We start from the raw sequence: 25,505 nt of genomic DNA on the forward strand, positions 1-25,505 counted from the left end.
ACAACCCCGCTCGACTTGCATGTATTAGGCACGCCGCCAGCGTTCGTCCTGAGCCAGGATCAAACTCTCCATTAAAGCCCAACCGAAGTCGGTTTATAGAAAGAGCGATGAGCTCATTTTGAAACTGACGAGATAAAAATATCTCATTCTTGCTTCCATTTCATACAGCCTGACGGCATGTACAAAATCTCAGCGTTGGATTTTGTAAACAAAATCCGCACTCACTCGTTGTTCAGTTTTCAAAGATCAAACTTGCATAATGTCTTACTTTGTTTCGTCACCGCGTCTCAGTGGCGACCTTTATAATATATCATCTCTTTTTAGAATTTGCAAGAGTTTTTTTAATTTCTTTTTTCGAGCAAATCCTTCAAAAAGGAACGAAAATTAATTTACCATGAATATTGAGTAGAGTCAATACTTTTTTTGATATCAGAAAGTTTAAGCTTTTTAAAATAGTTTACTTCCTGATATCTTTGATATGTTTTCTAACCTATCTATTGTTTGGTTTGTGGGACTCGCCCTCTGCGAGCATATTTTGATAGTTCCTTGGCGGGTGCAAAACGGGCATACATGCGGAAGACTGTTTTATATCGAAGTGCGATTGCGTAGCGAATATCTTGATCCAATCGAGTATCGCTCATATCAAGCAGCATTTCATCTAGCTCCTTACGAAGAACGTAGTCAAGTTCCTTGCATTCTTTTTCGTTAAACAGCATTCCCAACATATGACCATACTCCCTTGTCAGCAGATTATATAGTACTTATATTTGCTCAACTATTGTTCCAATCTTTACCTGTTTTTAAACTCAACTGCTAAGGTTTCAAACTTCCCCCGATTTATCTTCAGCTTCTCTTTAAGCTCTCCCCTTTGTTATGTTCAATTTTCAGGAAATATATAAATAATTGGCCATAATATTTTATTGTGACAATAAACGATAAGTTATGCCACTCTCAATAGCAGCTGCTAAAAGCAGTAAGATGACAGACCATAGGGACACCCTCAACGTTTGTTTCATAAATACATTCCACGATGGGCCAGTTCCTTTGCGCTTTAGCCCTATGCTTGTACCTATAGTAGACATTATGTTAATTCCAAACTTCAATCCGAAGGCACAGGCGATAATCAAAACAGGCAATTCAATCACACCGTGAGGCAGTAACCCTTTTACAACAACTTCATACATACTTCTTCCCATATCTGTCTGCAAGTGTACTACAAACCCTAAAACCATACCGTTCACAATCAAAAATATAAACGGTACGATTCCAAATACAGCCCCCATAAATATGACCAGCACACATTTAATTGCATTATTGAAAAAGATAAATACAAAAAAACTCCATTGTGGATGCTCAGAATTCTGCAAGCGCTGCGCCACTTCTCCCAGTCCCTCCATTTGTTGCGCCAGCATGGATTGAATAGCGCCTGTACTTAACCACCCCACTATAATACTTGTGCAGAAAAGAAGTGCAGAGATTAAAATTAACCGTCTTGTCATGTGTAAATCGTGAAAAAATGCGTTTAGTCCCATTTGATAATTCCTCCTATTAGTCCAATGGAATAATTGACAACCCCTGGCATAGCTTTAAGTAAACAAGCACTTCTAGGATGAAAGGGGCGTTATTAACCATGAATTCTTTTTTTTATGTATTAAACGGTAAAAAAATCAAACGATTCTTAATCGTAATGGCTGCAGCCATCTTTACTGTCGGAGTCATTTATGTAGAAACCGATAATGTTACAGTTTTTTCCGAGGAAGCACCAACCGCTATTTATAGTGTGCCCACGGACAAAAAGTTGATCGCTCTCACCTTTGATATTAGTTGGGGCGATAAGCGCACTGCCCCCATCTTAAAAGTCCTTGAGGATAAGAAAGTGACCAAATCCACCTTTTTTCTTTCTGCCCCTTGGAGTAAAACACATCCGGAACTTGTGAATCAGATTAAAGAAAGCGGATTTGAGATCGGCAGTCACGGCCATAAACACGAAAATTACAGCAGCTTAAGCGATGAAGATATTCGTAAGCAGATTTCAATTGCTCATACCACATTAACCGAACTGACGGGACAGTCCCCGAAGTTGATCCGCATGCCTAATGGCGACTTTGATAAAAGAGTCCTTCAGGTTGCCGGCACTTTAGGCTACAAAACCATTCAGTGGGATACAGATTCCTTGGACTGGAAAAACCCTGGTACTCAGGTCATAATCGACCGTGTTGTAAATAAAGCGCATCCTGGCGATATCGTCCTTCTGCATGCCAGTGATTCCTGTAAACAAACGCATGAAGCCCTGCCGGTCATTATCGACAAGTTGCGAGCACAAGGCTATGAATTCGTGACTGTATCTGAACTGCTTCAACAGGGTACAGTAAAAGGCAAAGAGGTACGCGATCAGGCACTGGGTCTTTAAGGAGTTATTTTACATCGTTCTCAGCTAAAAACCAAAAGCAAATCGACATATTTCTCCCCATTCATCCGCATACTATCCACATTCATGATGAAGGAGGAATACGGCCATGAATTGGACTCGTTTGCGATTTGTTAGCATGGTATGCGTACTGGGCGTTGCACTGAGTGGATGCGGCTCGGATCAGGGTTCTGCGCCCCCCCAGAACAGTTATAAAGAGATGAAAACGATGGTTGTCGATATCCTGAAAAGCGATGATGGAAAAAAAGCGGTAGAGGAGGCTTTAACCGGGGAAAACAGTTCATCCAAAGAAGGACAATCCGGTCAAAGCAGTGAAGAGGGTGGGTCTGATGGTGGATCTGGTGGTAGCATGGGAATGAAAATGCTTATGCCCATGCAATCGGCTGAACAGATGAAGATCGCAGTCAAAGATACTTTGGTATCACCTGAATATAAAAAAGAAATCGAAAAGATTATGACTGATCCGCGTTTTGCCGGAGAATTTGCCAAAGCCATCAACAGCCAAAGCAAACAGCTTCATATGCAACTTATAAAAGACCCTTCTTATCAAAAATCAATTGAAGCAATGCTCAAGTCACCAGAACTAACCAAAATGTATATGGACTTAACTAAAACCCCTGAATATCGCAAACAATCTATGACAGTCATGCATGATGCCATGCAAAATCCGATTTTCCGACTTGAGGTTATGAATTTACTCAAAACCGTCGTACAAGAGGAGCTTCAACCCAAGGTTGAGAAAAAAAGTGGTGAGCAAAGCGGTGCAGGCGGCGAAAAGCAAGGTGGTGGAGGCAGCGAAGGTGGAGGCGAAGGAGAACAAGGAGGAAGCCAATAATAAAAAGGCTGGTTTAATAAACCAGCCTTTTTTCTTTATTCAGATTCTGTGTGCAAGATCGTAATCTGAGCAGCAATATCATTGTAAATGGTCCCCGTGGCAGACTCAGATTTATATACAGATGGAGAAAAGTCGGCCTCTGACGGATGGTTATCTGGAATACCCAGCGGAATTTGAGCAAGAAGTTTTGTATGAAGAGTGTCTGCCAGCATAGCCCCCCCTCCTCGCCCAAAAACATAGTCCTTTTCTCCAGTGGAGGACACATAATAAGACATGTTCTCCACAACGCCGATGACCTTATGATCCGTTTGAAGTGCCATTGCGCCTGCACGTGCAGCTACAAAAGCCGCCGTCGCATGTGGAGTAGTGACAATGATTTCTTCACTCTGCGGAATCATTTGATGTACGTCAAGCGCTACATCGCCAGTGCCTGGTGGTAAATCGAGAATCATATAGTCCAGTTTTCCCCATTCGACATCACTAAAAAACTGTCTGAGCATTCTCCCCAGCATGGGACCTCTCCAGATCACCGGGTTGTTCTCTCTGACAAAGAAGCCCATAGACATGATTTTGATACCAAATCGCTCCACTGGCTGAATGATACCATCTTCGACAGAAGGCACATCCTCTACCCCAATCATATCCGGCACACTGAATCCATAGATATCCGCATCAATCAACCCCACACGCTTTCCTTGTCTAGCTAAAGCAGCCGCCAAATTTACAGCTACTGTCGATTTTCCGACACCACCTTTTCCGCTTGCAATGGCAATAAATCGTACGCCAGATGCTGGGCTAAGTAGCTCATGTTCTTCCATGCCAACAGCATGTCCTTTGGTCAAAACCGGGTCAGCCGCTTCCTCGGTCTCCTCTCCATTTTGAAGGGCAGACTTTTCATGCTCAGATGCCTCACGAATACGAATATGAACGTGACTTAATCCCGCCTCTTCTAATGTTTGCCGTATTTCTCGTTCCAACTCTGTCAGCGTCTCTTCCTGGCTATTCAGGGTAATGGCGGTCAAGGATACCCGATCCTCTTTAACCACCACATCCCGAATAAAATGGAGATCGACTAGACGGCGTCCTGTATGAGGCTCCCGCACTTGTTGAAGTAGCTCTATAACTTGCTCTCTTGATTGCATGAATTATCAGCACCTCTGCTTTAATGAATTACGGAGTGGTAAACACTTACAGTATACCACTATCTGGCTTCAGGTGCTTGTGAGATCCCCTTTTCCCCGGCACTGTAACGCAAAATCCCCTTATATATGGACGCCGCCACCTGCCTTTGATAGTTCACGTCGCTAAGTCGTCTAGCTTCCTCAGGATGGGACAAAAATCCTACTTCTACAAGGGCTGATGGCATTTTGAGAGCTTTCAATAAATAAACTGTGTTCACGGTCTTAGCCACTCTGTCCGTATTTTCCAAGTTGCGTTTGATCTCTTCCTGAATTAAAGACGCCAAATTCCCGTTATCTGCATGGTTAGGTACGTAAAAGGTTTGGGCTCCACTCCAACGGCTCGACGGAATACTGTTCATATGGATACTTAGAAAGAGGTCTGCTTTCTGCTCCTCAATTATACGCACACGCTGCTTCAAATCCTCCGTTTTTCTTCTGGAATAACCTTTCGTTTCTTGCTGCGCCAGGTCGCGATCATCCTCACGTGTCATGACAACAACAGCACCTGCTTGCTGTAAATAATCCCGCAAATAAAAAGCGATTGCCAGATTAATATCCTTTTCAATAATCCCTTCTTTGCTAACCGCCCCTCCATCAGGCCCTCCGTGTCCAGCATCTAAGGCAATTACTTTACCAGTAAGGGGTAAACTCCAATGGGTCCAAGCTCTCGAAGCAGGTATCTCATACAATGCCAGTGTAATAAATAGAACGGCGAGACAACAGCCCAACAGCATTTTTTGCAACGTCCGATAGCGAATCCACAGTGTAACCTCGTTTTTACGATTATTTTTTTGCATAACAAAACGCCTCCGTCCTATACAGATACTAATAATCTATATGGGACGAGGCGTGTAGATAGTACAACTCAGGCATGAACAAATTCTTTCATACCTTCAATCAGCACTTGAGCGACTTCCGGTCGTGTAAATTCAGGTGGCGGGCAAACCCCAGAGCGCAACAATTCCCGTACCTTGGTGCCCGAGAGTGTTAAATGATGCTCCTTGGGATGTGGGCATGTTTTACTTGAGGCCATATTTCCACATCGGGTGCAATAAAAACTGTGTTCAAAGAACAAAGGAGTAATCCCCAGCTCTTCAGGTGTAAAGTGCCTGAAAATTTCCTGTGCTTCGTAGGTACCATAATAGTCTCCTACACCAGCATGATCCCTTCCAACAATAAAATGGGTGCAGCCATAGTTCTTTCGCACAATAGCATGGAAAATGGCCTCTCTAGGACCCGCGTATCGCATGGCAGCAGGAAATACCCCCAGAAAAGTCCGATCAGCCGGATAATAATTGTCCAACAGCACCAGATAGCTCTTCATACGCACATCTGCCGGAACGTCATCTGACTTGGTTTCACCAACGAGTGGGTTTAGAAACAAAGCATCCACAATCTCCATCGCGCTTTTTTGGATGTACTCATGTGCCCGGTGTACCGGATTTCGTGTTTGAAATCCGACTACTGTTTTCCAGCCTTTTTCTGCAAAATAGTCGCGTGTCTGTGATGGTGTATAGTAAAACTCACTAAATTGTGTGGGCTCCGGCCGATTCAGCACTTGCACAGATCCACCAACATACGTAGCAGGTCGATCTAACAGTTTTTTTACGCCAGGATGAGCCGAGTCATCCGTCTTGAATACTCGTCTGGCTTCCTCAGCCTGATCTACCTGATAAATACTTTCAATATCAAGTACAGCATAAATAATACCGTCTGTTTCACCCACCAAAGCCACCTGCTGACCTAATTTCAATTCACTGGCTACACTTTCTGCAACCGCAAGAGTAATGGGAATACTCCAGACTGTACCATCGGCAAGACGCATATCTGTTACCACTGACCGATAATCAGATTCATTCATAAACCCCGTCAAAGGAGAGAATGCCCCCACTCCAATCAAATCCAGATCAGAAATGGTCCATGAGTTTACACGGATTGGAAACAATTCCTCTGCGGCCTGCAAAAGTGCTTTTTGCTTCGGTCCTGTAATGATTTTATCAACAAGTGTTCCGCCATGCGGAAGAATTGCAGTCATAATGCACTTCCCTTCTCTTCATAAATATGACTCATAGCTACCTGAATATCATTTTATTGATGGAGCCCACACTCCGTTTTCTCATTGCCTGACCAGCGACCTGCACGAGGATCTTCACCTGGTAGGACCTCACGGGTACATTGCTCACAACCGATACTGGGATAATTGCGGTCATGCAATGGATTATACAGCACTTCATGAGTACGGATATAGTCCCATACATCCTCTGATGTCCAGCTTGCCAAGGGGTTAAATTTAACGAGTCCAAACTTTTCGTCATACTCTACCTTTTTTGAATTCGCACGGGTAGGGGCCTGATCCCGGCGAATACCGGTAATCCATGCATCGTATTGTGACAAAATACGTGTCAGCGGCTCAACTTTGCGTATACCACAACATGTGTTTGGATCTGTTTTCCACAGTTCCTCCCCATGCTCAGCCGCTTGCTCTTCAGGAGTAATTAAGGGAGAGACCCTAACAAAATCCAAGTTATATCTGGCTTTCATCTGATCTCGCGTATCATAAGTTTCTTGAAAATGAAAGTCGGTGTCCAAGTAAAAAATGTCGGTGGAAGGGCTAACTTTTTGAAGCATATCTACTAGTACTACATCTTCTGCTCCGAAGCTACAAGCAAAGGTAAGATTGGGAAATGTAAGAACAGCATACTGGATAATTTCCTCTGGCGTAGCCTCTTCCAGTTCAATTGCCTTGACTCTAATCAACGCTTCTTTCTCCAATAAATTCATTATCAATGCGCCTCCATATGAAGATTCATAAATAAGTGTCACTCCAATACCGACTAAACTAATAAGATTAAATACAGTATAAAACTTTCACAATCATTGTCAATCCACGGCAAAATGTCCTGATGCAAGCATTTATCCACCTAAATTTGCAGGAATGTTGCTCTGTCAGCATTCTTTAATGCTTTCTTACGTATCCAATCAAGTTCATTGACTTTATATAAAATATTCTTATACCAAACATTTGAAAATGGACCATAGGCCCAGTGCGCGGCAGCCATCGGTAATGCTGAACAGCTTTGGGTTGCTTTGATCAAGCAAGAACCATCTGTAGAAGAAAGCAAGCATCGTTTCTAAATCTAAGATTATCGAAGGATGCTAACCGAGGGAATTGAGAACAACTTTAGGTTTCACTCTACTATTCTGGAGCTCTGGCGTCAGCGATGACTTCATTCTGAAAATTATAAAAGGAATGACTGCGCGCTGAACTCTTAGTATACCTCTATTTAATCCCAAAGCGCTCGTAGCGGCAATTCCCGAGGAATTGATCACTGTATACAAGCAAGACTCTTATCGCTACTGGAAGCCTATTTAAAGCCTGTCATCAATGAGGGGCGATATTATGAGGGTAGACAGTCGGACAATACATGGTGCTCCCGGTTATAGTTTGGAGCGATTGCTGTGTAGACTAATTCTATTACCAGTAACATGTACATCGCCGTTGCAATTGCAGTAGCCTAGGAAGCGGACACTGCTAGGCTAAGGACCGTCTTTCTGCACCGGCATACAAATAAAAAGAATTCCTTGCCGTATCCCTAGCTAAGCCCAAAACAGCTGTACAAGAGGCATAGACAGTGCCAGCCAGAACATATCAAGGAGGACTTTACATAAACAAGTGAAAGCAAAGTATCCTCGTGAAACAGCACTTAGCAGAAAATATTAAGATGAGGCTATATTGAATAACCGAACATTATATTTTTAGTCACAGGTTATAAACATTACAGAATAAACTGCGTTGAAATAGCAAACTGTATGTGTGTATAACAATATCATCTTCAATTCCATCGTGGATAACTTTTCGTATTCCGTGCATTTGCATGCAGTTATTTATGTATTCGCTGAAACATGCTGAAGCTCGTAACTTTTAGAGTAGGTCTACTTATCCACATGTGGATAATGATCAGGAAATGACTAAATAAAAAAAGAACCCTTTCCATAAGGAAAAGGTTCTTCTGTATTCGAAATATTAACGTTTCGAGAACTGTGGTGCACGACGAGCGGCTTTGAGGCCGTATTTTTTACGTTCTTTCATACGTGGGTCACGAGTCAAGAAGCCTGCTTTTTTCAAAGCTGGACGGAATTCCGGATCTGCTTTCAACAGAGCACGGGAAATACCGTGGCGAATTGCGCCGGCTTGACCAGAGATACCACCACCATGAGCAATAACGAGTACGTCATAGCTACCAACTGTTTCTGTCAGGTTCAGTGGTTGTTTTACGATCAGTTTGAGAGTTTCCAAACCAAAATATTCATTAATATCACGCTTATTGATGACAATGCGTCCTTCACCCGGTACGAGACGAACACGAGCTACCGAATGTTTACGACGACCTGTCCCATAGTATTGTACTTGTGCCATGAAACTGTCCTCCCTTTTAATTATCCGCGAAGTTCGTAAACTTCAGGTTTTTGTGCTGCATGTGGATGCTCAGTGCCTCTGTAAGCTTTAAGTCTCAGCTTCATTTTCTCGCCTTGACGAGTTTTAGGAAGCATACCGTGAACAGCCAATTCCAACATGCGCTCAGGCTTGTTCTTAACCATTTCTTGTGCAACCGTTACTTTCAGACCACCCGGATGCAGGGAGTGACGGTAGTATTTCTTGTTCTCCATTTTTTTACCGGTCAATACGATTTTTTCCGCATTGATTACAACAACAAAATCACCTGTGTCCACATGTGGTGTAAATTGTGGCTTGTGTTTGCCGCGAATCAACGCAGCCGCTTCGCTTGCCAGACGGCCGAGCGTTTTGCCTTCGGCATCAATGATGTGCCAGTTGCGCTCAACTTCATTTGGCTTCGCCATATACGTAGTACGCATGAAAAGTATCCTCCTTAAGTTCGTTAACAGAAATCATCATTTATCTTCGTTCGTTAAGTTGCTGCATTATTGATGGATTAGATGTTAATTTAAAGTGATCATCTTAATTGGGGCTGTGGGAAAGCCATTAAGAAAACACAACTTTTATATTACAGGATAACCATCAATTCCGCAAGGGTAAAATCAATGTTTTTTGATGTTTTCGTCGTACTCTACATTCCAGAGCGTTAAAGCGTGTCCAACGGCCGTAGGTCCAGCCTTTGAACGATTTTTCGCCTCCAAAATGGAAGGAATATCATCCGACGATTTTTTGCCTTCTCCCACTTCCAGCAAAGTACCCATAATAATCCGAACCATGTGCTGTAAAAATCCGCTACCTGTAATATAAGTATGGATAATTCCCTGATCATCCGAGCCCGGACGTGAAAAGGAATGGTCTACTGTCATATAGGCTTCGTAAATAGTGCGAACATGATTCGTCTTTTGGGAACGTCGAGATGCGAACGAAGTATAGTCAAAGGTGCCCACTAAATGAGCCAACCCTTCCTCCATCGCTCTTACATCCAGTCTCGTTGGATGATGGGCCTGTGTACGACGGTGAAAGATGTCCGGAAACCGGTTCGCATTAATGCTGTACCGATATGTCTTCCGCTTCGCCATGCGGCGTGCATGAAAGGACAGTGGCACCTCTCTCGCATCCGTAACGATGATATCACGAGGCAACCAGGCATTAAGTGCCAGACACCAGCGCTGTAACGGAATCGGCGATTCAGTGTGAAAATTGAATACCTGCCCGTATGCATGTACACCTGCATCTGTACGGCCTGAGCCTGTAATTTTAAGACGCTCGCCCGTCAATGAGTAAATAGCATGTTCAAGGCAGTCCTGAATGGTGTTACCGTCAGGCTGCGTCTGAAAGCCATCATAGTGGGTTCCGTCATAGTTCACCTTCATGCACAAGTTCCGCATGTTTCTCACACCTTTATAGGGGTAGTCTCTGGCCTTACAAGGAATAACCGAACATAACAAAGGAGAAGCCCCTCAAGGACTCCTCCAAGAGAAAAAAAGGGTTGTTCAGAATCAAGCCGATTCTGTCCACCCTTCCCTCATCTTCGCCTGTCTACGCGCGGTCAACCAATTCCAGATATACCATTGGAGCGGCGTCGCCACGACGAGGTCCCAATTTCAAGATACGAGTGTATCCACCTGGACGCTCAGTGTAACGTGTAGCCAATTCGCTAAACAGCTTTTGGATTGCATCCTGCTCACCATCCAAAGTTTCACGGCGAACGAACGCAGCCACTTGACGACGTGCGTGCAGATCTCCTTTTTTCGCTTTGGTGATCAGTTTTTCAGCAATAGAACGAACTTCTTTCGCTTTAGCCTCAGTAGTTTGGATACGCTCATACAAGAACAGATCGGTTACCAAATCACGAAACAAAGCTTTACGGGCACTGGAGTTACGGCCCAATTTTTGGTATGCCATGTAATTTCCCCTCCTTCACAAAAACGTTGCTGTACTATTCTTCCGTACGAAGTCCTAAACCAAGTTCCTCAAGCTTCTCTTGTACTTCTTCCAAAGATTTGCGACCCAAGTTACGGACCTTCATCATATCTTCTTCAGATTTAGTCGTGAGTTCTTGTACCGTATTGATACCAGCGCGCTTAAGGCAGTTATAGGAACGGACGGAGAGATCCAGCTCTTCGATCGTCATTTCAAGAACTTTTTCTTTCTTGTCTTCTTCTTTTTCAACCATAATTTCAGCATCTTTTGCCTCGTCCGTGAGACCCACGAACAACATCACATGCTCGGTCAAAATTTTGGCTCCAAGGCTCACTGCTTCCTCGGGACGAATACTTCCGTCAGTCCAAACCTCAAGTGTCAGCTTGTCGTAATTCGTAACCTGGCCGACACGCGTATTTTCTACGCCGTAGTTCACGCGTGCAATCGGAGTGTAGATGGAGTCGACGGGAATGACGCCGATCGGCTGGTCATCACGTTTGTTCCGATCCTGCTTAACGTAACCGCGACCGCGATTGGCAAAAATACGCATGTGAAGTCTCGAACCCGGTCCGAGCGTAGCAATGTGAAGATCCGGATTAAGAATTTCCACATCACTATCCGCACGGATATCTCCTGCCGTTACAACTCCTTCGCCTTCCGCATCGATTTCGAGTACTTTCTCTTCATCCGAGTGGATTTTAAGCGATAAAGCTTTCAAGTTCAGAATGATCTCCGTTACGTCTTCCTTCACACCGGGAACCGTTGCAAACTCGTGCAGAACCCCATCGATCTGAACCGATGTGACTGCTGCCCCCGGTAACGAGGATAACAGAATACGGCGAAGCGAGTTACCCAACGTCGTACCGTATCCGCGTTCCAGCGGTTCTACTACGAATTTTCCATAGGTGCCATCATCATTGACGTCAACCGTCTCAATTTTCGGCTTTTCGATTTCTATCACTGCAATATCCCTCCTTCAAAACGTCGCTCCTATATGAAACATTCACCTTATCCATAGTCTATCATGCAGTATACCTAAACATCCATTCTTGGCAGTTTGTGCCGGATCTATACTACACGCAGAGGAGAAATCTCATTAGACGCGACGACGTTTTGGAGGACGGCATCCGTTATGAGGTACCGGAGTTACGTCTTTAATCAGGTTAACTTCCAAACCAGCAGCTTGCAAAGAGCGAATTGCTGCTTCGCGACCTGCACCAGGTCCTTTAACCATGACTTCGACAGTTTTCATGCCGTGTTCCATAGCAGCTTTAGCAGCAGTTTCTGCGGCCATTTGTGCTGCGAATGGAGTAGATTTACGGGAACCACGGAATCCCATGCCGCCTGAGCTGGCCCAAGAGATTGCGTTACCGTGTGGATCTGTGATCGTAACGATCGTGTTGTTGAACGTGGAACGGATGTGTGCCACGCCAGTCTCGATATTTTTACGGTCACGGCGTTTTGTACGTACAACTTTTTTCGGTTTAGCCATTGAATGTTATCCTCCCTTCTTATTTCTTTTTGTTCGCTACAGTCCGACGAGGACCTTTACGGGTACGAGCATTAGTTTTAGTACGTTGTCCGCGAACAGGCAATCCACGACGGTGACGAACACCACGGTAGCAGCCAATCTCAGTCAGACGTTTAATATTCAAGGAAATTTCACGACGCAGATCGCCTTCTACTTTAACTTCTTTGTCGATCGTTTCACGTAATTTGCTCACTTCATCTTCAGTCAAATCACGAACACGCGTGTTTGCACTGATGCCTGTTTCCTTCAAGATTTTCTGAGAAGTCGTTTTACCGATTCCGAAAATGTAAGTCAAGGCGATCTCAACGCGTTTGTCACGTGGCAAATCCACACCAGCTATACGAGCCATTTTACGCTACACCCCCTTCTATTAACCTTGTTTTTGTTTGTGTTTCGGATTTTCGCAAATAACCATTACATTCCCTTTGCGGCGAATGACTTTGCATTTTTCGCAAATAGGTTTTACAGAAGGTCTTACCTTCATGTTGATTACCTCCTCCAAGCTTTACCCTGGTAAAACTCGCTTCGTGAACATTCACATCGTTTTGCCGAGCAAAACAAGTTTTTTTAAATGACATACGTTTAATAAAAACCTGCATGAATTACTTGCGGTACGTTATACGGCCTTTGGTTAAATCGTAAGGCGATAACTGTACAACCACCTTGTCGCCTGTCAAAATACGGATAAAGTGCATCCGCAGCTTTCCGGAAACATGAGCAAGAATTTGATGACCGTTCTCCAGCTCTACCTTGAACGTAGCGTTCGGTAGTGGCTCGATTACCGTACCTTCAACCTCAATGACATCTTCTTTGGCCAAAGTCAGTCTCCTTTCTCTTCAGCTTGGTATTCGGACGAGTCCAGGAAAGTTTTCACTGCATGGCGCAGCTTTCCGTTCGTCACCCGACCGCTTTCGTTTAAACTGTTTACAATCTCGCTACTAATCTTTGGCTGAGGCACCAAATGAAGAACATTTTTCTTCTTCGCTTGATCAAACTTTCGTTTATCCCCATCCGCAATATATACAAACCTGCTATCTGCTACTGAAACGACAACCGCAATCTGTCCGGCACCTCTGCCCTTCAGAATCTTCACCAGCTGACCGATTTGCAGGTTTCCTTGCTGAATCATTCCAATCACCTACGCACTCAGTTTCGTGAAAATGTCCATGCCGCCCGTTTCGCACGTCACCGCTTGCTCGTTATGAGCACATGAGGTTACGTTCATCGTAACGACCGTCCAGTTGTCTTCCAGCGTCCCTACATGGTGAGAACCTATCTGAATCATAGATTCAATAGCCAGCCCAATGCCGGTTTTCAGCCTCGGCCCCTGCTCAGGAATACCACGGTTTGGATTCTCAATATATTGCCGAATGGCATGCGACATTGTAAACTGGCGAGTTTTCGCGATGATATCGCCTTTGTTTAACTTGCGTTTGCCGGGAAATCCGTGCACCAGTTGTTCGTTGACTGAAGCGCAAATGCTAGCAGGAAAACCGTTATAACCTTTAAAAGACGGCACAGCTCCCTGACTGCGAATATACCGATCAGCTAAATGATCAAGTTCACCGGTCGTAATACCGGGCTCGATGTGTCCTGCCAAGAGATGATCCGTCTCCGTATCTATTCTCTTAGCTTTCCTCATTAAGCTTGATTCCGTCCCCGACTTGCAAATGATCATTACAGCTAACCCCGCAACAAGGACACGATATTTTGGGAAACCACATCAATATCCTGTTCTCCGTCAATATGACGCAGAAGATTCTGGTTCTCATAAAACGTGAGGAGTGGTGCTGTTTTATTACTATATTCTTCAAGTCGTGTTCTTACGCTATCTTCATTATCGTCAGGACGCTGATAGAGTTCCCCACCGTCTTTATCGCAAATGCCTTCAACCTTAGGAGGATTAAAGACAATATGATAGCTAGTTCCGCAGCTTTTACAAACCCGCCGTCCTGTGATTCGTGCCAACAAGTTGTCACTATCCACTTTCAAGTTGATGACGTCATCTAGCTTCGTATTCAAACGACCCAAAATTTGATCCAAGGCTTCAGCTTGAGCCAAAGTTCTTGGAAAACCGTCCAGCAAGAACCCTTTCTTGCAATCTGGCTGTTGTAGCCGTTCTTCAACGATACCGATTGTTACGTCATCCGGAACAAGTTCACCCTTGTCGATATATTCTTTAGCTTTAATGCCAATAGGTGTTCCCTGTTTCATCGCTAGGCGAAAAGCATCACCTGTCGAGATATGAGGAATGCCGAATTCCTTCACAATGACATCTGCTTGTGTACCTTTACCAGCCCCCGGAGGGCCCATGATCAAAATATTCACAATCTGTCACTCCTCAAGACGACCCCTACACAAGAAACAGCACAAAAGGTGCCGGTAAGCATGCGAACATCCTAAGCCGGTACCTATTGCCTATTTGTTGATGAAGCCTTTGTAATGGCGTTTGATCAGTTGGCTTTCGATTTGCTTCATTGTATCCAGTGCTACACCAATGATGATGAGCAATGAAGTACCGCCAATTTGCACGGAACGAGGCAAGCCCGAAAGCGAACCGAAGAATACCGGCAAAACGGATATGACTGCCAGAAACAAAGCTCCTGTCATTGTCAAACGTGACATTACTCGTGTCAAGTATTTCTCCGTGGCTTTACCCGGGCGAATTCCCGGAATATAACCGCCGTTTTTCTTCATATTGTCGGCCATTTGCTGCGGATTCATCTGTACAAAGGTATAGAAGAATGTGAAACCGATAATCATTACGACATACAAAACCATGCCCAGCGGCTTGTCATAGTACAAGTAAGTGGTAATCCACTTAGCCCAAGCATGATCTGCCCAGAAACTCGCAATAATTGTCGGGAATTGCAGCAATGATACCGCAAAGATTACCGGAATAACGCCTGCCGCATTAATTTTCATCGGAATATGCGTATTCTGGCCACCGTACATTTTGTTGCCAACTACACGTTTCGCGTATTGTACCGGGATTTTCCGAATACCTTGCTGGATGTAGATAACACCAACAATAATCAGAACAATCACCAGGGCAATTATAATTGCCTTCAGAATATTCATAAACAGCTGATCTGCCTGAATAAACTGAGATTCTACAACCGTCCGAATATGTCTTGGAATACCCGCCGCAATCCCTGCGAAGATAACAATAGAGATACCGTTGCCGATTCCCTTTTCAGTAATTTGCTCACCGAGCCACATAAGGAACGTAGTTCCTGCTGTAAGCACAATGGCAATAACCAGATAATCTGCAAAAGTGGCTCCTGGAATCATCGCTGCACCGTACAGTCGATTAAAGCCAATCGACGTTCCGAATGCTTGAATCAGGCCAAGTATTACCGTACCATAACGCGTAATTTGAGCCAACTTCTTTTTACCATGCTCTCCTTGTTTAGCCCATTCCGCAAGTTTCGGAATCACGTCCATTGACAGCAACTGTACAATGATGGACGCTGTAATATATGGCATAATCCCGAGAGCGAAGATCGAAAACTGATACAATGCGCCCCCTGAGAAGGTGTTAAGGAGTCCAAACAACTCGCTTCCTGCCTGATCCTGAGAAGTAAAGACTTGCTTATTCACGCCGGGAACCGGCACGAAGGAGCCAATACGATATACAAAGAGTATAAACAGGGTAAACAGGATTCGGGTTCTAAGATCCTCAACCCGCCATATATTTTTCAGGGTCTTGAACATTAGATCACCTCGGTTTTACCGCCGGCAGCTTCAATTTTCTCTACCGCAGATTGAGAGAACTTGTTCGCTTTAACTGTCAACTTCACAGTGATTTCACCGTTACCCAGAATTTTAATTCCGGATTTGGCGTTTTTCACAATGCCATTGTTCAGCAAAAACTCAGGGCTTACTTCTGTACCCGCTGCAAAACTGTTCAAATCTTCGATATTCAAAACCGCATACTCTTTACGAGTAGGATTTACGAAACCGCGTTTAGGCAAGCGACGATACAGTGGGTTTTGACCACCCTCGAAGCCCGGACGTACACCACCGCCGGAACGAGCGTTTTGACCTTTATGACCACGACCAGAAGTTTTACCCGTACCGCTACTAGGACCACGACCCAAACGTTTACGTTCTTTGCGGGAGCCTGGAGCTGGGGAAAGCTCATGTAACTTCATCGTTCGTTGCACCTCCTTGATTATTGTTAAAATACTTTATTTCTTAAGCCTCAATTTCTTTAACAGAAACCAAATGGCTAACTTGATTAATCATCCCGCGAATAGCTGCATTGTCGGGTTGAACTACTTTATGGTTGATTTTACGCAAGCCGAGCGTTTTAACAGTCGTTCTCTGATTACCAGGACGGCCGATCAACGAACGAACGAGGGTAATTTCTAATTTCGCCATGATATTCCCTCCTTAGCCCAGCAGCTCTTCGATGGATTTGCCGCGCAATTTTGCAACTTCTTCAGCGCGTTTCAAGCGGGACAAACCTTCCAAAGTCGCATTGACCATATTCATGGAATTCGAAGAACCCAAAGATTTTGTCAAGATATCACCTACACCAGCAAGTTCCAGTACAGCACGAACCGGACCACCAGCGATAACTCCAGTACCTTCCGATGCCGGTTTCAACAGAACCCGGCCAGCACCGAACTTACCTGTAACAAGGTGAGGAATTGTTGTTCCTACGAGTGGAACGTGAACCAGGTTTTTCTTAGCATCTTCAATACCTTTGCGAATTGCATCAGGTACTTCGCCAGCTTTACCGATTCCAGCGCCTACCCAGCCGTTGCCGTCGCCCACTACTACCAGAGCACTGAAGCTGAAACGGCGTCCGCCTTTGACAACTTTAGCTACACGATTAATATTTACTACTCTTTCAGTCAGTTCCAAAGTATTCGGATCTACACGCAAGTCGTTAACCTCCTTTTGAGAAATGTCTTAGAATTCAAGGCCTGCTTCGCGAGCTGCATCAGCCAAAGCTTGAATCCGTCCATGATACAAGTATCCACCACGGTCAAATACGATGTTAGCATGACCTTTTTCTTTCGCACGTTTAGCAACGAGTTCGCCAACTTTACGAGCTGCTTCTACACTACCGCCGTTTTTGATTTCGCTGCTCAGTTCTTTATCCATAGTGGATGCAGATACCAATGTTACACCAGCTACATCATCAATCAGTTGTGCGTAGATATGCTTGGAAGAACGGAACACGTTCAAACGAGGACGTACAGCCGTACCTTCGATTTTCTTACGTACACGCAGATGTCTTCTGACACGTGCTTTATTTTTATCTTGTTTTGTAATCATCTCAAGTTTTCACTCCCTTCAGTTTGCCTTTTAAAACTTTATACTAAGACGCACTGGGTAAAAAAGAAGTACGAAGTCTTTCCAGCAGAAAGACCGCACAAAGTCGGTAAGAAACTTATTTCTTCTTACCGGCTTTACCTTCTTTACGAATGATGCGCTCGCCTTCGTATTTAATCCCTTTACCTTTGTACGGTTCAGGTTCACGAACGGAACGAATTTTAGCAGCGTAGGCACCTACACGCTCTTTATCAATTCCGCGAACGATGATTTTAGTGTTCGAAGGAACTTCGAATTCGATGCCCGCTTCCGGTGTGATTTCAACCGGGTGAGAGTATCCAACGTTCAGAACGATTTTATCTCCGGATTTGCTTGCACGATATCCGACCCCAACCAGCTCCAGAGATTTTGAAAACCCTTCAGTTACACCACTTACCATGTTGTTGACAACGCTGCGGGTTGTTCCATGCAAAGAGCGGTGAAGTTTGTTGTCCGAAGGACGAACTACATTAATTTCATTGTTTTCCACAGTAACGGACATGTCTTTATGAAGCTCACGAGTCAATGTTCCTTTAGGACCTTTAACTGTGATTGCTGTGTTGTTCAAAGTCACGTCAACACCACTTGGTACTGTGATTGGTTTACGACCAATACGGGACATATCTGTTGCACCTCCTATCTTTTAAACGTTATCTTACCAAACGTAGCAAACAACTTCTCCGCCGGCTTTGGACTGACGCGCTTCTTTGTCAGTCATGATACCTTTGGATGTTGAAATGATTGCGATCCCGAGTCCACCCAGTACGCGTGGAATCTCATTGCTCTTCGTGTAAACGCGAAGACCTGGTTTACTGATTCTTTTCAAACCTGTAATAACACGCTCGTTGTTCGCACCGTATTTCAAGAAAATACGGATGATCCCTTGTTTGCTATCTTCAACAAATTCCGCATCACGAATGAATCCTTCACGTTTCAGGATGTCGGCGATTTGTTTTTTCATTGTAGATGCAGGCATTTCTACTGTTTCGTGACGAACTGTGTTCGCGTTACGAATACGAGTAAGCATATCTGCAATTGGATCAGACATAGTCATTGTGTATAAACCTCCTTCCCAAACAGGACTTTTTACCAGCTTGCTTTTTTCACGCCAGGAATCTGGCCTTTATAAGCTAATTCACGGAAGCAAATTCTGCAGATCTTAAACTTTTGCAGTACCGAATGTGGACGACCACAACGCTCGCAACGAGTGTAAGCACGAACTTTAAACTTTGGTGCGCGTTGTTGTTTGACTTTCATTGAAGTTTTTGCCACTTAGCCTGACACCTCCTAAATAGTTTCGGAGAACAGGGTGTCTTTAAAATCAGACGCCCGAAACGTTATGCCAACATTATTTTGCGAAAGGCATGCCCAGCTGAGTCAGAAGCTCACGGGACTCTTCGTCAGTTTTGGCAGTCGTTACGATAACGATGTCCATACCACGAACTTTATCAACTTGATCATACTCGATTTCCGGGAAGATCAACTGTTCTTTCAGACCAAGCGTGTAGTTACCACGTCCGTCAAAAGCTTTTGTCGATACACCATGGAAGTCACGTACGCGAGGAAGAGTAATGTTGAACAATTTGTCCAAGAAATAATACATACGCTCGCCACGAAGTGTTACCTTTACACCGATCGGCATGTTTTCACGCAATTTAAAACCTGCAATAGATTTTTTTGCGCGAGTGATTACTGGTTTTTGACCAGCGATCAGCTGCATGTCGTTGAGAGCTGAATCAAGCACTTTGGAGTTTTGGACTGCGTCGCCAACACCCATGTTGATTACAACTTTCTCGATTTTAGGCACTTGCATCACTGTTGTATAGTTGAACTTCTGCATCAAAGCAGGAGTGATTTCTTTCAAGAAACGTTCTTTCATTCTTATTGTAGCCATGAATCATATACCTCCTTTCTTCAAAAAATAATTAGTCGATCACTTCGCCAGAACGTTTTGCAATGCGCACTTTTTTTCCGTTGTCCAAAACTTTGTAACCAACACGAGTTACTTTTCCGCTCTTCGGATCAATGTGCATAACGTTGGAAACGTGAATCGGAGCTTCTTTCTCGATGATGCCGCCTTGTGGATTCAGCTGATTAGGCTTTTGGTGTTTTTTAATCATGTTAACACCTTCCACAAGCACACGGTTTTGACGAGGGTAAGCAGCGATAACGCGACCTTTTTTACCTTTATCTTTACCTGTAATCACCAGAACAGTGTCGTCTTTTTTGACGTGCAGCTTGTTGTTATGGGATTCCAGAACTTTTTTCACTTTTGGCATTTCGTACACCTCCTACGGGCACATTTTAAGGTGAGTTTAGATCACTTCCGGAGCCAAGGAAACGATTTTCATGAAGTCCTTGTCACGAAGTTCGCGAGCAACTGGTCCGAAAATACGAGTACCACGTGGGCTCTTGTCTTCTTTAACGACCACTGCTGCGTTTTCGTCAAATCCGATGTAGGAACCGTCTTTACGGCGGATAGAACGTTTAGTACGAACAACAACCGCTCTTACTACATCACCCTTTTTGACAACGCCGCCTGGTGTTGCTTGTTTTACGGAACAAACGATCAGGTCACCAATTTGAGCTGTACGACGTCCCGTACCACCGAGCACACGGATACACATCAGTTCCTTCGCGCCGGAATTGTCAGCTACAGTCAAACGTGTAAATGGTTGAATCATTTATTTATCCTCCTTTCGGAAAAACTACACTACATTAGATTATAACAGCTTTTTCAACGATTTCGACCAGTCTCCAGTTTTTGTCTTTGGACAAAGGGCGAGTTTCCATGATTTTAACAGTATCACCAATTTGTGCGGTGTTGTTTTCATCATGAGCTTTGAATTTCTTAGTTACTTTAATGCGTTTATGGTAGAGATCATGTTTTTTGTAAGTTTCTACAGCAATCACAATCGTTTTATCCATTTTGTCGCTGACTACTTTACCGACTAATACTTTACGGGCATTACGTTCGCTCATTGTTGGCCTCCTTCCTAATTACAGGCGGATTTTCCACCCGGTCTGATATCTTAGCTAATCCCAAGTTCTCTTTCACGGATCACAGTTTTAGCACGAGCAATCTCCTTACGCACAGCGCCGATCCGAGTCGGGTTATCAAGCTGACCGGTAGCGAGTTGAAAACGAAGGTTGAAAAGTTCTTCTTTAAAACCGGAGATCTTTTGTTCGATTTCAGCAGTGGTTAGGTTGCGGAATTCACTAGCCTTCATTTGCTTCACCACCCAATTCTTCACGTTTCACAAACTTAGTTTTGATTGGCAGTTTGTGAGCGGCAAGACGCATTGCTTCACGAGCAATCTCTTCCGGAACACCAGCAAGTTCGAACATAATCTTGCCTGGTTTCACTACTGCAACCCATTTTTCTACGTTACCTTTACCACTACCCATACGAACCTCAAGAGGCTTCTGAGTAATAGGTTTGTCAGGGAAAATTTTAATCCAAACCTTACCACCACGTTTGATGTAACGAGTCATCGCAATACGAGCAGCTTCGATTTGACGGTTAGTAATCCATGCAGGTTCAGTAGCTTGCAAACCGTACTCACCAAAGTTCAGTGTAGTACCGCCTTTTGCACGACCCTTCATATGACCACGTTGTTGTTTACGATGTTTTACGCGTTTTGGTACCAACATGATTAGTTGCCTCCTTCCTGAGGAGCTTGTTTCTTAGCTGGAGGAAGAACCTCTCCACGATAGATCCATACTTTTACGCCAAGACGACCGTAAGTAGTATGAGCTTCCGCTGTACCATAGTCAATGTCGGCACGAAGCGTATGCAGTGGAACAGTTCCTTCGCTGTACCCTTCGGAACGAGCGATTTCGGCACCGCCAAGACGTCCGCCTACTTGAGTTTTAATTCCTTTTGCTCCGGAACGCATAGTTCTTTGAATTGCTTGTTTCAAAGCACGACGGAAAGAAACACGACGTTCCAATTGTTGTGCAATGCTTTCAGCAACCAGAATTGCATCCAGTTCAGGATTTTTAATTTCAGAAATATTGATGTGTACCTTTTTACCGCCTGCGATTTTAGTAATTTCATTACGCAGATTTTCAACTTCGGAACCACCCTTACCGATAACCATACCTGGTTTCGCAGTGTGAATCGTTACGTTGACACGGTTAGCTGCTCTCTCGATTTCAACACGGGATACAGCGGAGTCTTTCAATCTTTTTTTCAGATGTTCACGAATTCTAACGTCTTCCAGCAAAAGATCACCGAAATCTTTGCCTGCATACCATTTGGATTCCCAATCACGGATAATACCGATTCGGAGTCCGACGGGATTTACCTTTTGGCCCACACGTTTTCCCTCCTTATTTTTCAGATACCACCAGAGTAATATGACTGGTGCGTTTGTTGATGCGACTTGCACGACCCATTGCACGCGGGCGGAATCGTTTCATTGTAGGACCTTGGTTTACAAAAACCTGAGATACTACCAATTTATTTACGTCCAAAGAGTAGTTGTGATCTGCATTTGCAATCGCAGAATTCAACAATTTCTCAACGACTGGAGAAGCGGACTTTGGAGTGTGACGAAGAATTGCGATCGCCTCACCAACCTGCTTACCGCGAATCAAATCGATAACAAGTTTCACTTTGCGAGCAGAAATCCGTACGGACTTAGCATGTGCTTTTGCTTCCATTGAGTTTACCTCCTCTCAAACACTACGCTGTGTTGATTATCTTCTTGTTTTCTTATCGTCATCCGTATGGCCTTTGTAGGTACGTGTTGGAGCAAATTCGCCCAATTTGTGTCCGACCATATCTTCCGTTACGTATACTGGCACGTGTTTACGACCATCATATACACCAAACGTATGTCCGATAAATTGTGGGAAAATCGTAGAGCGACGGGACCAAGTTTTGATTACCACTTTTTTGTCCGACTCATTCAAAACCTCTACTTTTTTCAACAGGTAACCATCAATGAATGGTCCTTTTTTGAGACTGCGACCCATTTATGAATCCTCCCTTCGTTAAAACGTAGTCGTTCTTTAATATGTTAACGTGCGACTCAAGCGCACGTTTTATTACTTAGTACGACGACGAACGATGTACTTATCAGATGCTTTACCTTTTTTACGTGTCTTGTAACCAAGGGTTGGTTTACCCCATGGAGACATTGGAGATTTACGTCCGATTGGAGCGCGACCTTCACCACCACCGTGTGGGTGATCGTTAGGGTTCATTACAACACCGCGAACTTCAGGACGTTGTCCCAACCAGCGACTACGACCAGCTTTACCGATTTTCACCAGTTCGTGGTCTTCGTTACCTACAGAACCGATTGTAGCGCGGCAAACTTTCAGAATGCGACGAACTTCACCAGAAGTCAAACGAATTGTAACATACTTTTCTTCTTTACCAAGAAGTTGGGCTTCCGTACCAGCGGCGCGAACGAGTTGGCCACCTTTACCCGGTTTCAATTCGATGTTGTGGATAACCGTACCTACTGGAATGTTTTCCAACGGCAAGGAGTTACCGATTTTGATATCGGAACCTGCACCGGATACCACTTCGTCTCCTACTTTCAGACCTTTAGGAGCGATGATGTAACGTTTTTCACCATCCACATAGTGGATAAGTGCGATGTTGGACGTACGGTTTGGATCATATTCGATCGTAGCAACGCGGCCCGGTATTCCATCTTTGTTACGTTTGAAGTCAATAATACGGTATTTACGTTTGTGTCCGCCGCCTTGATGACGAACTGTAATTTTACCTTGGTTATTGCGTCCAGCTTGCTTGCTCAGAGGTGCCAGCAACGATTTCTCGGGCTGATTAGTTGTAATCTCCTCGAAAGTAGATACAGACATAGCACGTCTGGCCGGGGACGTTGGTTTATACTTTTTAATTGGCACTGAGTTTCCCTCCTTACTTTACAGTTTCAATTATACCGTTTCAAAAAACTCAAGCGGCTTACTGTCTTTGCTCAGCGTTACGAACGCTTTCTTCCACTCGCTCGTATAGCCGGAATGACGTCCGTAGCGTTTTGGTTTTGCAGGAACACGAAGCGTATTTACGTTACTTACTTTCACGTTAAAAATGGCTTCGATTGCTTTTTTTACTTCGACTTTGTTAGAACGAATGTCAACCTCGAAAACGTATTTCAAGTCATTCATCATACCAGCCGTACGTTCGGTGATAACCGGACGTTTGATAATATCACGAGGATCCTTCATTACGCGAGCACCTCCTCTACCTTCTGAACTGCTTCCTTCGTAATGATCAGTTTGTCGTGTCCGAGCACATCAAGAACATTAATGCCGTCTGCGGCTACAAACTTCACACCAGGAATATTACGAGCGGACAGTGCTACATTATCATCATAGCTAGGAGCTACGATCAATGCTTTACGATCAGCTTTAAGGTTATTCAAAATGGCTGCGAATTCTTTCGTTTTAGGTCCGTTCAGTGTAAGAGCGTCCAATACGATAATTTCATTCTCAATCACTTTGGATGACAACGCCGATTTGATCGCCAGACGACGAACTTTTTTAGGCAATTTGTAAGCATAGCTGCGTGGAGTCGGACCGAATACAGTACCGCCACCAACCCATTGCGGTGCACGGATCGAACCTTGACGAGCGCGACCAGTACCTTTTTGTTTCCAAGGTTTACGTCCGCCACCACGTACTTCAGAACGTCCTTTTACTTTGTGAGTACCTTGACGCAGGGAAGCCAATTGCATAACAACAGCGTCATGAAGAACGTGCTTATTCGGCTCGATACCGAACACTGCGTCGTTCAATTCAATTTCACCAACTTGGCTGCCGCTAATATTAAATAGTGCTACTTTTGGCATTTCGTGTTCCTCCTTTCTTCAGTTGTTTATTTTTTCACCGTTTCTAATACTTTAACGAAGCTATTTTTAGGTCCTGGAATGGAACCTTTCACGAGCAATACATTACGTTCTGTATCGATCTTAACAACTTCAAGACGTTGGATCGTTACCGTTTCATGCCCCATGTGTCCTGGAAGGTGTTTACCTTTAGGAACGCGGTTAGCTTGAATGGAACCCATAGAACCTGGACCTCTGTGGTAACGCGAACCGTGTGCCATTGGTCCGCGGCTTTGTCCCCAACGTTTGATAACGCCGGCAAAACCTTTACCTTTAGAAATACCTGTTACGTCAACGAACTCGCCTTCTGTGAAGACATCAGCCTTCAGTTCTTGGCCAACCTCGTACGCAGCAAGGTCGATGCCACGAAGTTCACGAACGTAGCGCTTAGGTGCAGTATTTGCTTTTTTCGCATGTCCTGCTTCAGGTTTGTTGGATCTTTTTTCTTTCTTATCAGAGAAACCGAGTTGGATAGCTTCGTATCCATCGTTTTCCAGATCTTTCTTTTGCAGAACAACACAAGGACCTGCTTCGATAACCGTAACAGCAAGTACGTTACCTTCAGGGGTAAACACTTGAGTCATTCCGAGTTTTTTTCCTAAGATACCTTTCATGTTGACACCTCATTTCTTTTCCTAATTACATATTACAATTTAATTTCGATATCTACACCGGACGGCAGGTCCAAGCGCATCAAGGCATCCACAGTTTGTGGAGTCGGGTTAACAATGTCGATCAAACGCTTGTGTGTGCGCATTTCGAACTGCTCCCGGGAATCCTTGTACTTGTGTACCGCACGGAGAATAGTAATGATTTGTTTTTCAGTTGGCAGCGGAATTGGCCCGGATACACCTGCGCCCGAACGTTTAGCTGTTTCAACAATTTTCTCAGCGGATTGATCAAGAATTCTATGATCGTAAGCTTTCAAACGAATACGAATTTTTTGCTTTGCCATTT

At 44.2% G+C, this 25,505-nt stretch carries 43 protein-coding genes and 1 rRNA gene; 2 read left to right on the forward strand and 42 right to left on the reverse strand.

From position 1 onward, the window contains the following. From NLX74_RS24140 to NLX74_RS24150, 3 genes are all read right to left on the reverse strand, one after another. Positions 1-75: ribosomal RNA gene (locus tag NLX74_RS24140) — 16S ribosomal RNA — on the reverse strand; the annotation flags it as partial. 419 nt (positions 76-494) lie between these two features. Continuing rightward, a complete protein-coding gene (locus tag NLX74_RS24145; protein ID WP_013312131.1) occupies positions 495-725 on the reverse strand; it encodes a hypothetical protein in 231 nt (76 codons plus the stop codon). A 192-nt stretch (positions 726-917) separates the two neighbouring features. After that, positions 918-1,532, reverse strand: coding sequence for a stage II sporulation protein M (locus NLX74_RS24150; RefSeq protein ID WP_254330760.1), 615 nt, complete (start codon positions 1,530-1,532; stop codon positions 918-920). 98 nt (positions 1,533-1,630) lie between these two features. On the opposite strand from NLX74_RS24150, the gene pdaB reads away from it, so the two are divergent. After that, a complete protein-coding gene (pdaB, locus tag NLX74_RS24155; protein ID WP_061831406.1) occupies positions 1,631-2,410 on the forward strand; it encodes a polysaccharide deacetylase family sporulation protein PdaB in 780 nt (259 codons plus the stop codon). 106 nt (positions 2,411-2,516) lie between these two features. After that, complete coding sequence (gene gerD / locus NLX74_RS24160; RefSeq protein ID WP_254330766.1) at positions 2,517-3,263, forward strand: spore germination lipoprotein GerD; 747 nt, start codon at positions 2,517-2,519, stop codon at positions 3,261-3,263. Positions 3,264-3,298: 35 nt separating this feature from the next. Here gerD and NLX74_RS24165 read toward each other — a convergent pair whose 3' ends face one another. The 39 genes from NLX74_RS24165 to rpsJ all read right to left on the reverse strand — a co-directional run bounded on the left by NLX74_RS24165 (position 3,299) and on the right by rpsJ (position 25,503). Beyond that, entirely contained in the window at positions 3,299-4,405 is a 1,107-nt protein-coding gene (locus tag NLX74_RS24165) for an Mrp/NBP35 family ATP-binding protein (RefSeq protein WP_254330768.1), read from the reverse strand. 59 nt (positions 4,406-4,464) lie between these two features. Continuing rightward, entirely contained in the window at positions 4,465-5,241 is a 777-nt protein-coding gene (gene cwlD / locus NLX74_RS24170) for an N-acetylmuramoyl-L-alanine amidase CwlD (protein WP_254330770.1), read from the reverse strand. Between the two features lie 68 nt (positions 5,242-5,309). Beyond that, positions 5,310-6,479: a sulfate adenylyltransferase gene (gene sat, locus NLX74_RS24175; protein ID WP_254330771.1), complete on the reverse strand. Its 1,170-nt coding sequence runs from the start codon at positions 6,477-6,479 to the stop codon at positions 5,310-5,312. 53 nt (positions 6,480-6,532) lie between these two features. Then, positions 6,533-7,225 carry a phosphoadenylyl-sulfate reductase gene (locus tag NLX74_RS24180; RefSeq protein WP_254330773.1) on the reverse strand — a complete coding sequence of 231 codons (693 nt, stop codon included), beginning with the start codon at positions 7,223-7,225 and terminating at the stop codon, positions 6,533-6,535. Positions 7,226-7,365: 140 nt separating this feature from the next. Continuing rightward, entirely contained in the window at positions 7,366-7,539 is a 174-nt protein-coding gene (locus tag NLX74_RS24185; RefSeq protein ID WP_190298050.1) for a hypothetical protein, read from the reverse strand. Positions 7,540-8,468: 929 nt separating this feature from the next. Then, positions 8,469-8,861 carry a 30S ribosomal protein S9 gene (gene rpsI / locus NLX74_RS24190; protein WP_013312140.1) on the reverse strand — a complete coding sequence of 131 codons (393 nt, stop codon included), beginning with the start codon at positions 8,859-8,861 and terminating at the stop codon, positions 8,469-8,471. A 20-nt stretch (positions 8,862-8,881) separates the two neighbouring features. After that, positions 8,882-9,319, reverse strand: a complete 438-nt coding sequence (rplM, locus tag NLX74_RS24195) for a 50S ribosomal protein L13 (RefSeq protein WP_013312141.1) — start codon at positions 9,317-9,319, stop codon at positions 8,882-8,884. Between the two features lie 183 nt (positions 9,320-9,502). Next, positions 9,503-10,288: a tRNA pseudouridine(38-40) synthase TruA gene (gene truA, locus NLX74_RS24200; RefSeq protein WP_061831400.1), complete on the reverse strand. Its 786-nt coding sequence runs from the start codon at positions 10,286-10,288 to the stop codon at positions 9,503-9,505. A gap of 151 nt (positions 10,289-10,439) precedes the next feature. Then, positions 10,440-10,805, reverse strand: coding sequence for a 50S ribosomal protein L17 (gene rplQ / locus NLX74_RS24205; protein ID WP_013312143.1), 366 nt, complete (start codon positions 10,803-10,805; stop codon positions 10,440-10,442). A gap of 34 nt (positions 10,806-10,839) precedes the next feature. Next, entirely contained in the window at positions 10,840-11,784 is a 945-nt protein-coding gene (locus NLX74_RS24210; protein ID WP_007432558.1) for a DNA-directed RNA polymerase subunit alpha, read from the reverse strand. A gap of 135 nt (positions 11,785-11,919) precedes the next feature. Beyond that, the gene (gene rpsK / locus NLX74_RS24215; protein WP_013312144.1) at positions 11,920-12,315 is read right to left on the reverse strand and encodes a 30S ribosomal protein S11; all 396 of its coding nucleotides are present in this window, start codon (positions 12,313-12,315) and stop codon (positions 11,920-11,922) included. Positions 12,316-12,334: 19 nt separating this feature from the next. Further along, complete coding sequence (rpsM, locus tag NLX74_RS24220) at positions 12,335-12,703, reverse strand: 30S ribosomal protein S13 (protein ID WP_007432560.1); 369 nt, start codon at positions 12,701-12,703, stop codon at positions 12,335-12,337. 21 nt (positions 12,704-12,724) lie between these two features. After that, on the reverse strand, positions 12,725-12,838 hold the full coding sequence (rpmJ, locus tag NLX74_RS24225) for a 50S ribosomal protein L36 (protein ID WP_003333770.1): 114 nt from the start codon (positions 12,836-12,838) through the stop codon (positions 12,725-12,727). A gap of 118 nt (positions 12,839-12,956) precedes the next feature. Further along, positions 12,957-13,172 carry a translation initiation factor IF-1 gene (infA, locus tag NLX74_RS24230; RefSeq protein ID WP_006212898.1) on the reverse strand — a complete coding sequence of 72 codons (216 nt, stop codon included), beginning with the start codon at positions 13,170-13,172 and terminating at the stop codon, positions 12,957-12,959. 2 nt (positions 13,173-13,174) lie between these two features. Continuing rightward, the gene (locus NLX74_RS24235; protein ID WP_013312145.1) at positions 13,175-13,483 is read right to left on the reverse strand and encodes a KOW domain-containing RNA-binding protein; all 309 of its coding nucleotides are present in this window, start codon (positions 13,481-13,483) and stop codon (positions 13,175-13,177) included. 9 nt (positions 13,484-13,492) lie between these two features. Next, positions 13,493-14,032 (reverse strand): M24 family metallopeptidase, encoded by a 540-nt coding sequence (locus tag NLX74_RS24240; RefSeq protein WP_061831399.1) that lies wholly within the window; start codon positions 14,030-14,032, stop codon positions 13,493-13,495. Positions 14,033-14,037: 5 nt separating this feature from the next. Next, positions 14,038-14,682, reverse strand: a complete 645-nt coding sequence (locus NLX74_RS24245) for an adenylate kinase (RefSeq protein ID WP_061831398.1) — start codon at positions 14,680-14,682, stop codon at positions 14,038-14,040. 90 nt (positions 14,683-14,772) lie between these two features. Beyond that, entirely contained in the window at positions 14,773-16,071 is a 1,299-nt protein-coding gene (gene secY / locus NLX74_RS24250) for a preprotein translocase subunit SecY (protein WP_061831397.1), read from the reverse strand. Continuing rightward, positions 16,071-16,511 carry a 50S ribosomal protein L15 gene (gene rplO, locus NLX74_RS24255; protein ID WP_013312149.1) on the reverse strand — a complete coding sequence of 147 codons (441 nt, stop codon included), beginning with the start codon at positions 16,509-16,511 and terminating at the stop codon, positions 16,071-16,073. Before rplO ends, secY begins: the two co-directional genes overlap by 1 nt. Before the next feature lie 43 nt (positions 16,512-16,554). Continuing rightward, positions 16,555-16,740, reverse strand: a complete 186-nt coding sequence (gene rpmD / locus NLX74_RS24260) for a 50S ribosomal protein L30 (protein ID WP_013312150.1) — start codon at positions 16,738-16,740, stop codon at positions 16,555-16,557. Between the two features lie 12 nt (positions 16,741-16,752). Then, on the reverse strand, positions 16,753-17,250 hold the full coding sequence (gene rpsE / locus NLX74_RS24265) for a 30S ribosomal protein S5 (RefSeq protein WP_013312151.1): 498 nt from the start codon (positions 17,248-17,250) through the stop codon (positions 16,753-16,755). A gap of 27 nt (positions 17,251-17,277) precedes the next feature. Then, positions 17,278-17,646, reverse strand: coding sequence for a 50S ribosomal protein L18 (gene rplR, locus NLX74_RS24270; protein ID WP_007432568.1), 369 nt, complete (start codon positions 17,644-17,646; stop codon positions 17,278-17,280). 115 nt (positions 17,647-17,761) lie between these two features. Beyond that, positions 17,762-18,304, reverse strand: a complete 543-nt coding sequence (rplF, locus tag NLX74_RS24275; RefSeq protein WP_013312152.1) for a 50S ribosomal protein L6 — start codon at positions 18,302-18,304, stop codon at positions 17,762-17,764. A gap of 33 nt (positions 18,305-18,337) precedes the next feature. Further along, a complete protein-coding gene (gene rpsH / locus NLX74_RS24280; RefSeq protein WP_007432570.1) occupies positions 18,338-18,736 on the reverse strand; it encodes a 30S ribosomal protein S8 in 399 nt (132 codons plus the stop codon). A 32-nt stretch (positions 18,737-18,768) separates the two neighbouring features. After that, positions 18,769-18,954, reverse strand: coding sequence for a type Z 30S ribosomal protein S14 (locus tag NLX74_RS24285; RefSeq protein ID WP_010348808.1), 186 nt, complete (start codon positions 18,952-18,954; stop codon positions 18,769-18,771). Positions 18,955-19,030: 76 nt separating this feature from the next. Further along, positions 19,031-19,576: a 50S ribosomal protein L5 gene (gene rplE / locus NLX74_RS24290; protein ID WP_254330775.1), complete on the reverse strand. Its 546-nt coding sequence runs from the start codon at positions 19,574-19,576 to the stop codon at positions 19,031-19,033. 31 nt (positions 19,577-19,607) lie between these two features. After that, positions 19,608-19,961, reverse strand: a complete 354-nt coding sequence (rplX, locus tag NLX74_RS24295; protein ID WP_013312155.1) for a 50S ribosomal protein L24 — start codon at positions 19,959-19,961, stop codon at positions 19,608-19,610. Between the two features lie 36 nt (positions 19,962-19,997). After that, complete coding sequence (gene rplN / locus NLX74_RS24300; RefSeq protein ID WP_007432573.1) at positions 19,998-20,366, reverse strand: 50S ribosomal protein L14; 369 nt, start codon at positions 20,364-20,366, stop codon at positions 19,998-20,000. A 34-nt stretch (positions 20,367-20,400) separates the two neighbouring features. Beyond that, entirely contained in the window at positions 20,401-20,664 is a 264-nt protein-coding gene (gene rpsQ / locus NLX74_RS24305; protein WP_007432574.1) for a 30S ribosomal protein S17, read from the reverse strand. A gap of 50 nt (positions 20,665-20,714) precedes the next feature. Next, positions 20,715-20,912 (reverse strand): 50S ribosomal protein L29, encoded by a 198-nt coding sequence (rpmC, locus tag NLX74_RS24310; protein ID WP_007432575.1) that lies wholly within the window; start codon positions 20,910-20,912, stop codon positions 20,715-20,717. Beyond that, entirely contained in the window at positions 20,902-21,336 is a 435-nt protein-coding gene (gene rplP, locus NLX74_RS24315) for a 50S ribosomal protein L16 (protein WP_007432576.1), read from the reverse strand. Before rplP ends, rpmC begins: the two co-directional genes overlap by 11 nt. Before the next feature lie 2 nt (positions 21,337-21,338). Then, positions 21,339-22,004 (reverse strand): 30S ribosomal protein S3, encoded by a 666-nt coding sequence (gene rpsC / locus NLX74_RS24320; RefSeq protein WP_013312156.1) that lies wholly within the window; start codon positions 22,002-22,004, stop codon positions 21,339-21,341. A 13-nt stretch (positions 22,005-22,017) separates the two neighbouring features. Then, positions 22,018-22,350: a 50S ribosomal protein L22 gene (gene rplV, locus NLX74_RS24325; protein ID WP_013312157.1), complete on the reverse strand. Its 333-nt coding sequence runs from the start codon at positions 22,348-22,350 to the stop codon at positions 22,018-22,020. Between the two features lie 36 nt (positions 22,351-22,386). Continuing rightward, positions 22,387-22,665 carry a 30S ribosomal protein S19 gene (gene rpsS, locus NLX74_RS24330; RefSeq protein WP_007432579.1) on the reverse strand — a complete coding sequence of 93 codons (279 nt, stop codon included), beginning with the start codon at positions 22,663-22,665 and terminating at the stop codon, positions 22,387-22,389. Positions 22,666-22,737: 72 nt separating this feature from the next. Next, positions 22,738-23,568 carry a 50S ribosomal protein L2 gene (gene rplB / locus NLX74_RS24335; RefSeq protein WP_013312158.1) on the reverse strand — a complete coding sequence of 277 codons (831 nt, stop codon included), beginning with the start codon at positions 23,566-23,568 and terminating at the stop codon, positions 22,738-22,740. A 30-nt stretch (positions 23,569-23,598) separates the two neighbouring features. Continuing rightward, a complete protein-coding gene (gene rplW / locus NLX74_RS24340; RefSeq protein WP_013312159.1) occupies positions 23,599-23,889 on the reverse strand; it encodes a 50S ribosomal protein L23 in 291 nt (96 codons plus the stop codon). Further along, positions 23,889-24,512, reverse strand: coding sequence for a 50S ribosomal protein L4 (gene rplD / locus NLX74_RS24345; RefSeq protein WP_013312160.1), 624 nt, complete (start codon positions 24,510-24,512; stop codon positions 23,889-23,891). Before rplD ends, rplW begins: the two co-directional genes overlap by 1 nt. Positions 24,513-24,538: 26 nt before the next feature. Next, entirely contained in the window at positions 24,539-25,162 is a 624-nt protein-coding gene (rplC, locus tag NLX74_RS24350; RefSeq protein WP_013312161.1) for a 50S ribosomal protein L3, read from the reverse strand. A 32-nt stretch (positions 25,163-25,194) separates the two neighbouring features. Further along, a complete protein-coding gene (rpsJ, locus tag NLX74_RS24355; protein ID WP_005544556.1) occupies positions 25,195-25,503 on the reverse strand; it encodes a 30S ribosomal protein S10 in 309 nt (102 codons plus the stop codon). Positions 25,504-25,505 lie beyond the last annotated feature (2 nt).

The sequence above is a fragment of the Paenibacillus sp. MZ03-122A genome (genome assembly GCF_024213325.1).
GTDB lineage: Bacteria > Bacillota > Bacilli > Paenibacillales > Paenibacillaceae > Paenibacillus > Paenibacillus polymyxa_B.

What these genes read in the sequence shown, in the direction of transcription:
- NLX74_RS24145 (WP_013312131.1), bottom strand. Translation starts at nt 725, where the DNA reads ATGTTGGGAATGCTGTTTAACGAAAAAGAATGCAAGGAACTTGACTAC.
- NLX74_RS24150 (WP_254330760.1), bottom strand. Translation starts at nt 1,532, where the DNA reads ATGGGACTAAACGCATTTTTTCACGATTTACACATGACAAGACGGTTA.
- pdaB (WP_061831406.1), top strand. Translation starts at nt 1,631, where the DNA reads ATGAATTCTTTTTTTTATGTATTAAACGGTAAAAAAATCAAACGATTC.
- gerD (WP_254330766.1), top strand. Translation starts at nt 2,517, where the DNA reads ATGAATTGGACTCGTTTGCGATTTGTTAGCATGGTATGCGTACTGGGC.
- NLX74_RS24165 (WP_254330768.1), bottom strand. Translation starts at nt 4,405, where the DNA reads ATGCAATCAAGAGAGCAAGTTATAGAGCTACTTCAACAAGTGCGGGAG.
- cwlD (WP_254330770.1), bottom strand. Translation starts at nt 5,241, where the DNA reads ATGCAAAAAAATAATCGTAAAAACGAGGTTACACTGTGGATTCGCTAT.
- sat (WP_254330771.1), bottom strand. Translation starts at nt 6,479, where the DNA reads ATGACTGCAATTCTTCCGCATGGCGGAACACTTGTTGATAAAATCATT.
- NLX74_RS24180 (WP_254330773.1), bottom strand. Translation starts at nt 7,225, where the DNA reads ATGAATTTATTGGAGAAAGAAGCGTTGATTAGAGTCAAGGCAATTGAA.
- rpsI (WP_013312140.1), bottom strand. Translation starts at nt 8,861, where the DNA reads ATGGCACAAGTACAATACTATGGGACAGGTCGTCGTAAACATTCGGTA.
- rplM (WP_013312141.1), bottom strand. Translation starts at nt 9,319, where the DNA reads ATGCGTACTACGTATATGGCGAAGCCAAATGAAGTTGAGCGCAACTGG.
- truA (WP_061831400.1), bottom strand. Translation starts at nt 10,288, where the DNA reads ATGCGGAACTTGTGCATGAAGGTGAACTATGACGGAACCCACTATGAT.
- rplQ (WP_013312143.1), bottom strand. Translation starts at nt 10,805, where the DNA reads ATGGCATACCAAAAATTGGGCCGTAACTCCAGTGCCCGTAAAGCTTTG.
- rpsK (WP_013312144.1), bottom strand. Translation starts at nt 12,315, where the DNA reads ATGGCTAAACCGAAAAAAGTTGTACGTACAAAACGCCGTGACCGTAAA.
- rpsM (WP_007432560.1), bottom strand. Translation starts at nt 12,703, where the DNA reads ATGGCTCGTATAGCTGGTGTGGATTTGCCACGTGACAAACGCGTTGAG.
- rpmJ (WP_003333770.1), bottom strand. Translation starts at nt 12,838, where the DNA reads ATGAAGGTAAGACCTTCTGTAAAACCTATTTGCGAAAAATGCAAAGTC.
- NLX74_RS24235 (WP_013312145.1), bottom strand. Translation starts at nt 13,483, where the DNA reads ATGATTCAGCAAGGAAACCTGCAAATCGGTCAGCTGGTGAAGATTCTG.
- NLX74_RS24240 (WP_061831399.1), bottom strand. Translation starts at nt 14,032, where the DNA reads ATGATCATTTGCAAGTCGGGGACGGAATCAAGCTTAATGAGGAAAGCT.
- secY (WP_061831397.1), bottom strand. Translation starts at nt 16,071, where the DNA reads ATGTTCAAGACCCTGAAAAATATATGGCGGGTTGAGGATCTTAGAACC.
- rplO (WP_013312149.1), bottom strand. Translation starts at nt 16,511, where the DNA reads ATGAAGTTACATGAGCTTTCCCCAGCTCCAGGCTCCCGCAAAGAACGT.
- rpmD (WP_013312150.1), bottom strand. Translation starts at nt 16,740, where the DNA reads ATGGCGAAATTAGAAATTACCCTCGTTCGTTCGTTGATCGGCCGTCCT.
- rplR (WP_007432568.1), bottom strand. Translation starts at nt 17,646, where the DNA reads ATGATTACAAAACAAGATAAAAATAAAGCACGTGTCAGAAGACATCTG.
- rplF (WP_013312152.1), bottom strand. Translation starts at nt 18,304, where the DNA reads ATGTCCCGTATTGGTCGTAAACCAATCACAGTACCAAGTGGTGTTGAC.
- rpsH (WP_007432570.1), bottom strand. Translation starts at nt 18,736, where the DNA reads ATGACTATGTCTGATCCAATTGCAGATATGCTTACTCGTATTCGTAAC.
- rplE (WP_254330775.1), bottom strand. Translation starts at nt 19,576, where the DNA reads ATGGCTACAATAAGAATGAAAGAACGTTTCTTGAAAGAAATCACTCCT.
- rplX (WP_013312155.1), bottom strand. Translation starts at nt 19,961, where the DNA reads ATGCCAAAAGTGAAAAAAGTTCTGGAATCCCATAACAACAAGCTGCAC.
- rplN (WP_007432573.1), bottom strand. Translation starts at nt 20,366, where the DNA reads ATGATTCAACCATTTACACGTTTGACTGTAGCTGACAATTCCGGCGCG.
- rpsQ (WP_007432574.1), bottom strand. Translation starts at nt 20,664, where the DNA reads ATGAGCGAACGTAATGCCCGTAAAGTATTAGTCGGTAAAGTAGTCAGC.
- rpmC (WP_007432575.1), bottom strand. Translation starts at nt 20,912, where the DNA reads ATGAAGGCTAGTGAATTCCGCAACCTAACCACTGCTGAAATCGAACAA.
- rplP (WP_007432576.1), bottom strand. Translation starts at nt 21,336, where the DNA reads ATGTTGGTACCAAAACGCGTAAAACATCGTAAACAACAACGTGGTCAT.
- rplV (WP_013312157.1), bottom strand. Translation starts at nt 22,350, where the DNA reads ATGGAAGCAAAAGCACATGCTAAGTCCGTACGGATTTCTGCTCGCAAA.
- rpsS (WP_007432579.1), bottom strand. Translation starts at nt 22,665, where the DNA reads ATGGGTCGCAGTCTCAAAAAAGGACCATTCATTGATGGTTACCTGTTG.
- rplW (WP_013312159.1), bottom strand. Translation starts at nt 23,889, where the DNA reads ATGAAGGATCCTCGTGATATTATCAAACGTCCGGTTATCACCGAACGT.
- rplD (WP_013312160.1), bottom strand. Translation starts at nt 24,512, where the DNA reads ATGCCAAAAGTAGCACTATTTAATATTAGCGGCAGCCAAGTTGGTGAA.
- rplC (WP_013312161.1), bottom strand. Translation starts at nt 25,162, where the DNA reads ATGAAAGGTATCTTAGGAAAAAAACTCGGAATGACTCAAGTGTTTACC.
- rpsJ (WP_005544556.1), bottom strand. Translation starts at nt 25,503, where the DNA reads ATGGCAAAGCAAAAAATTCGTATTCGTTTGAAAGCTTACGATCATAGA.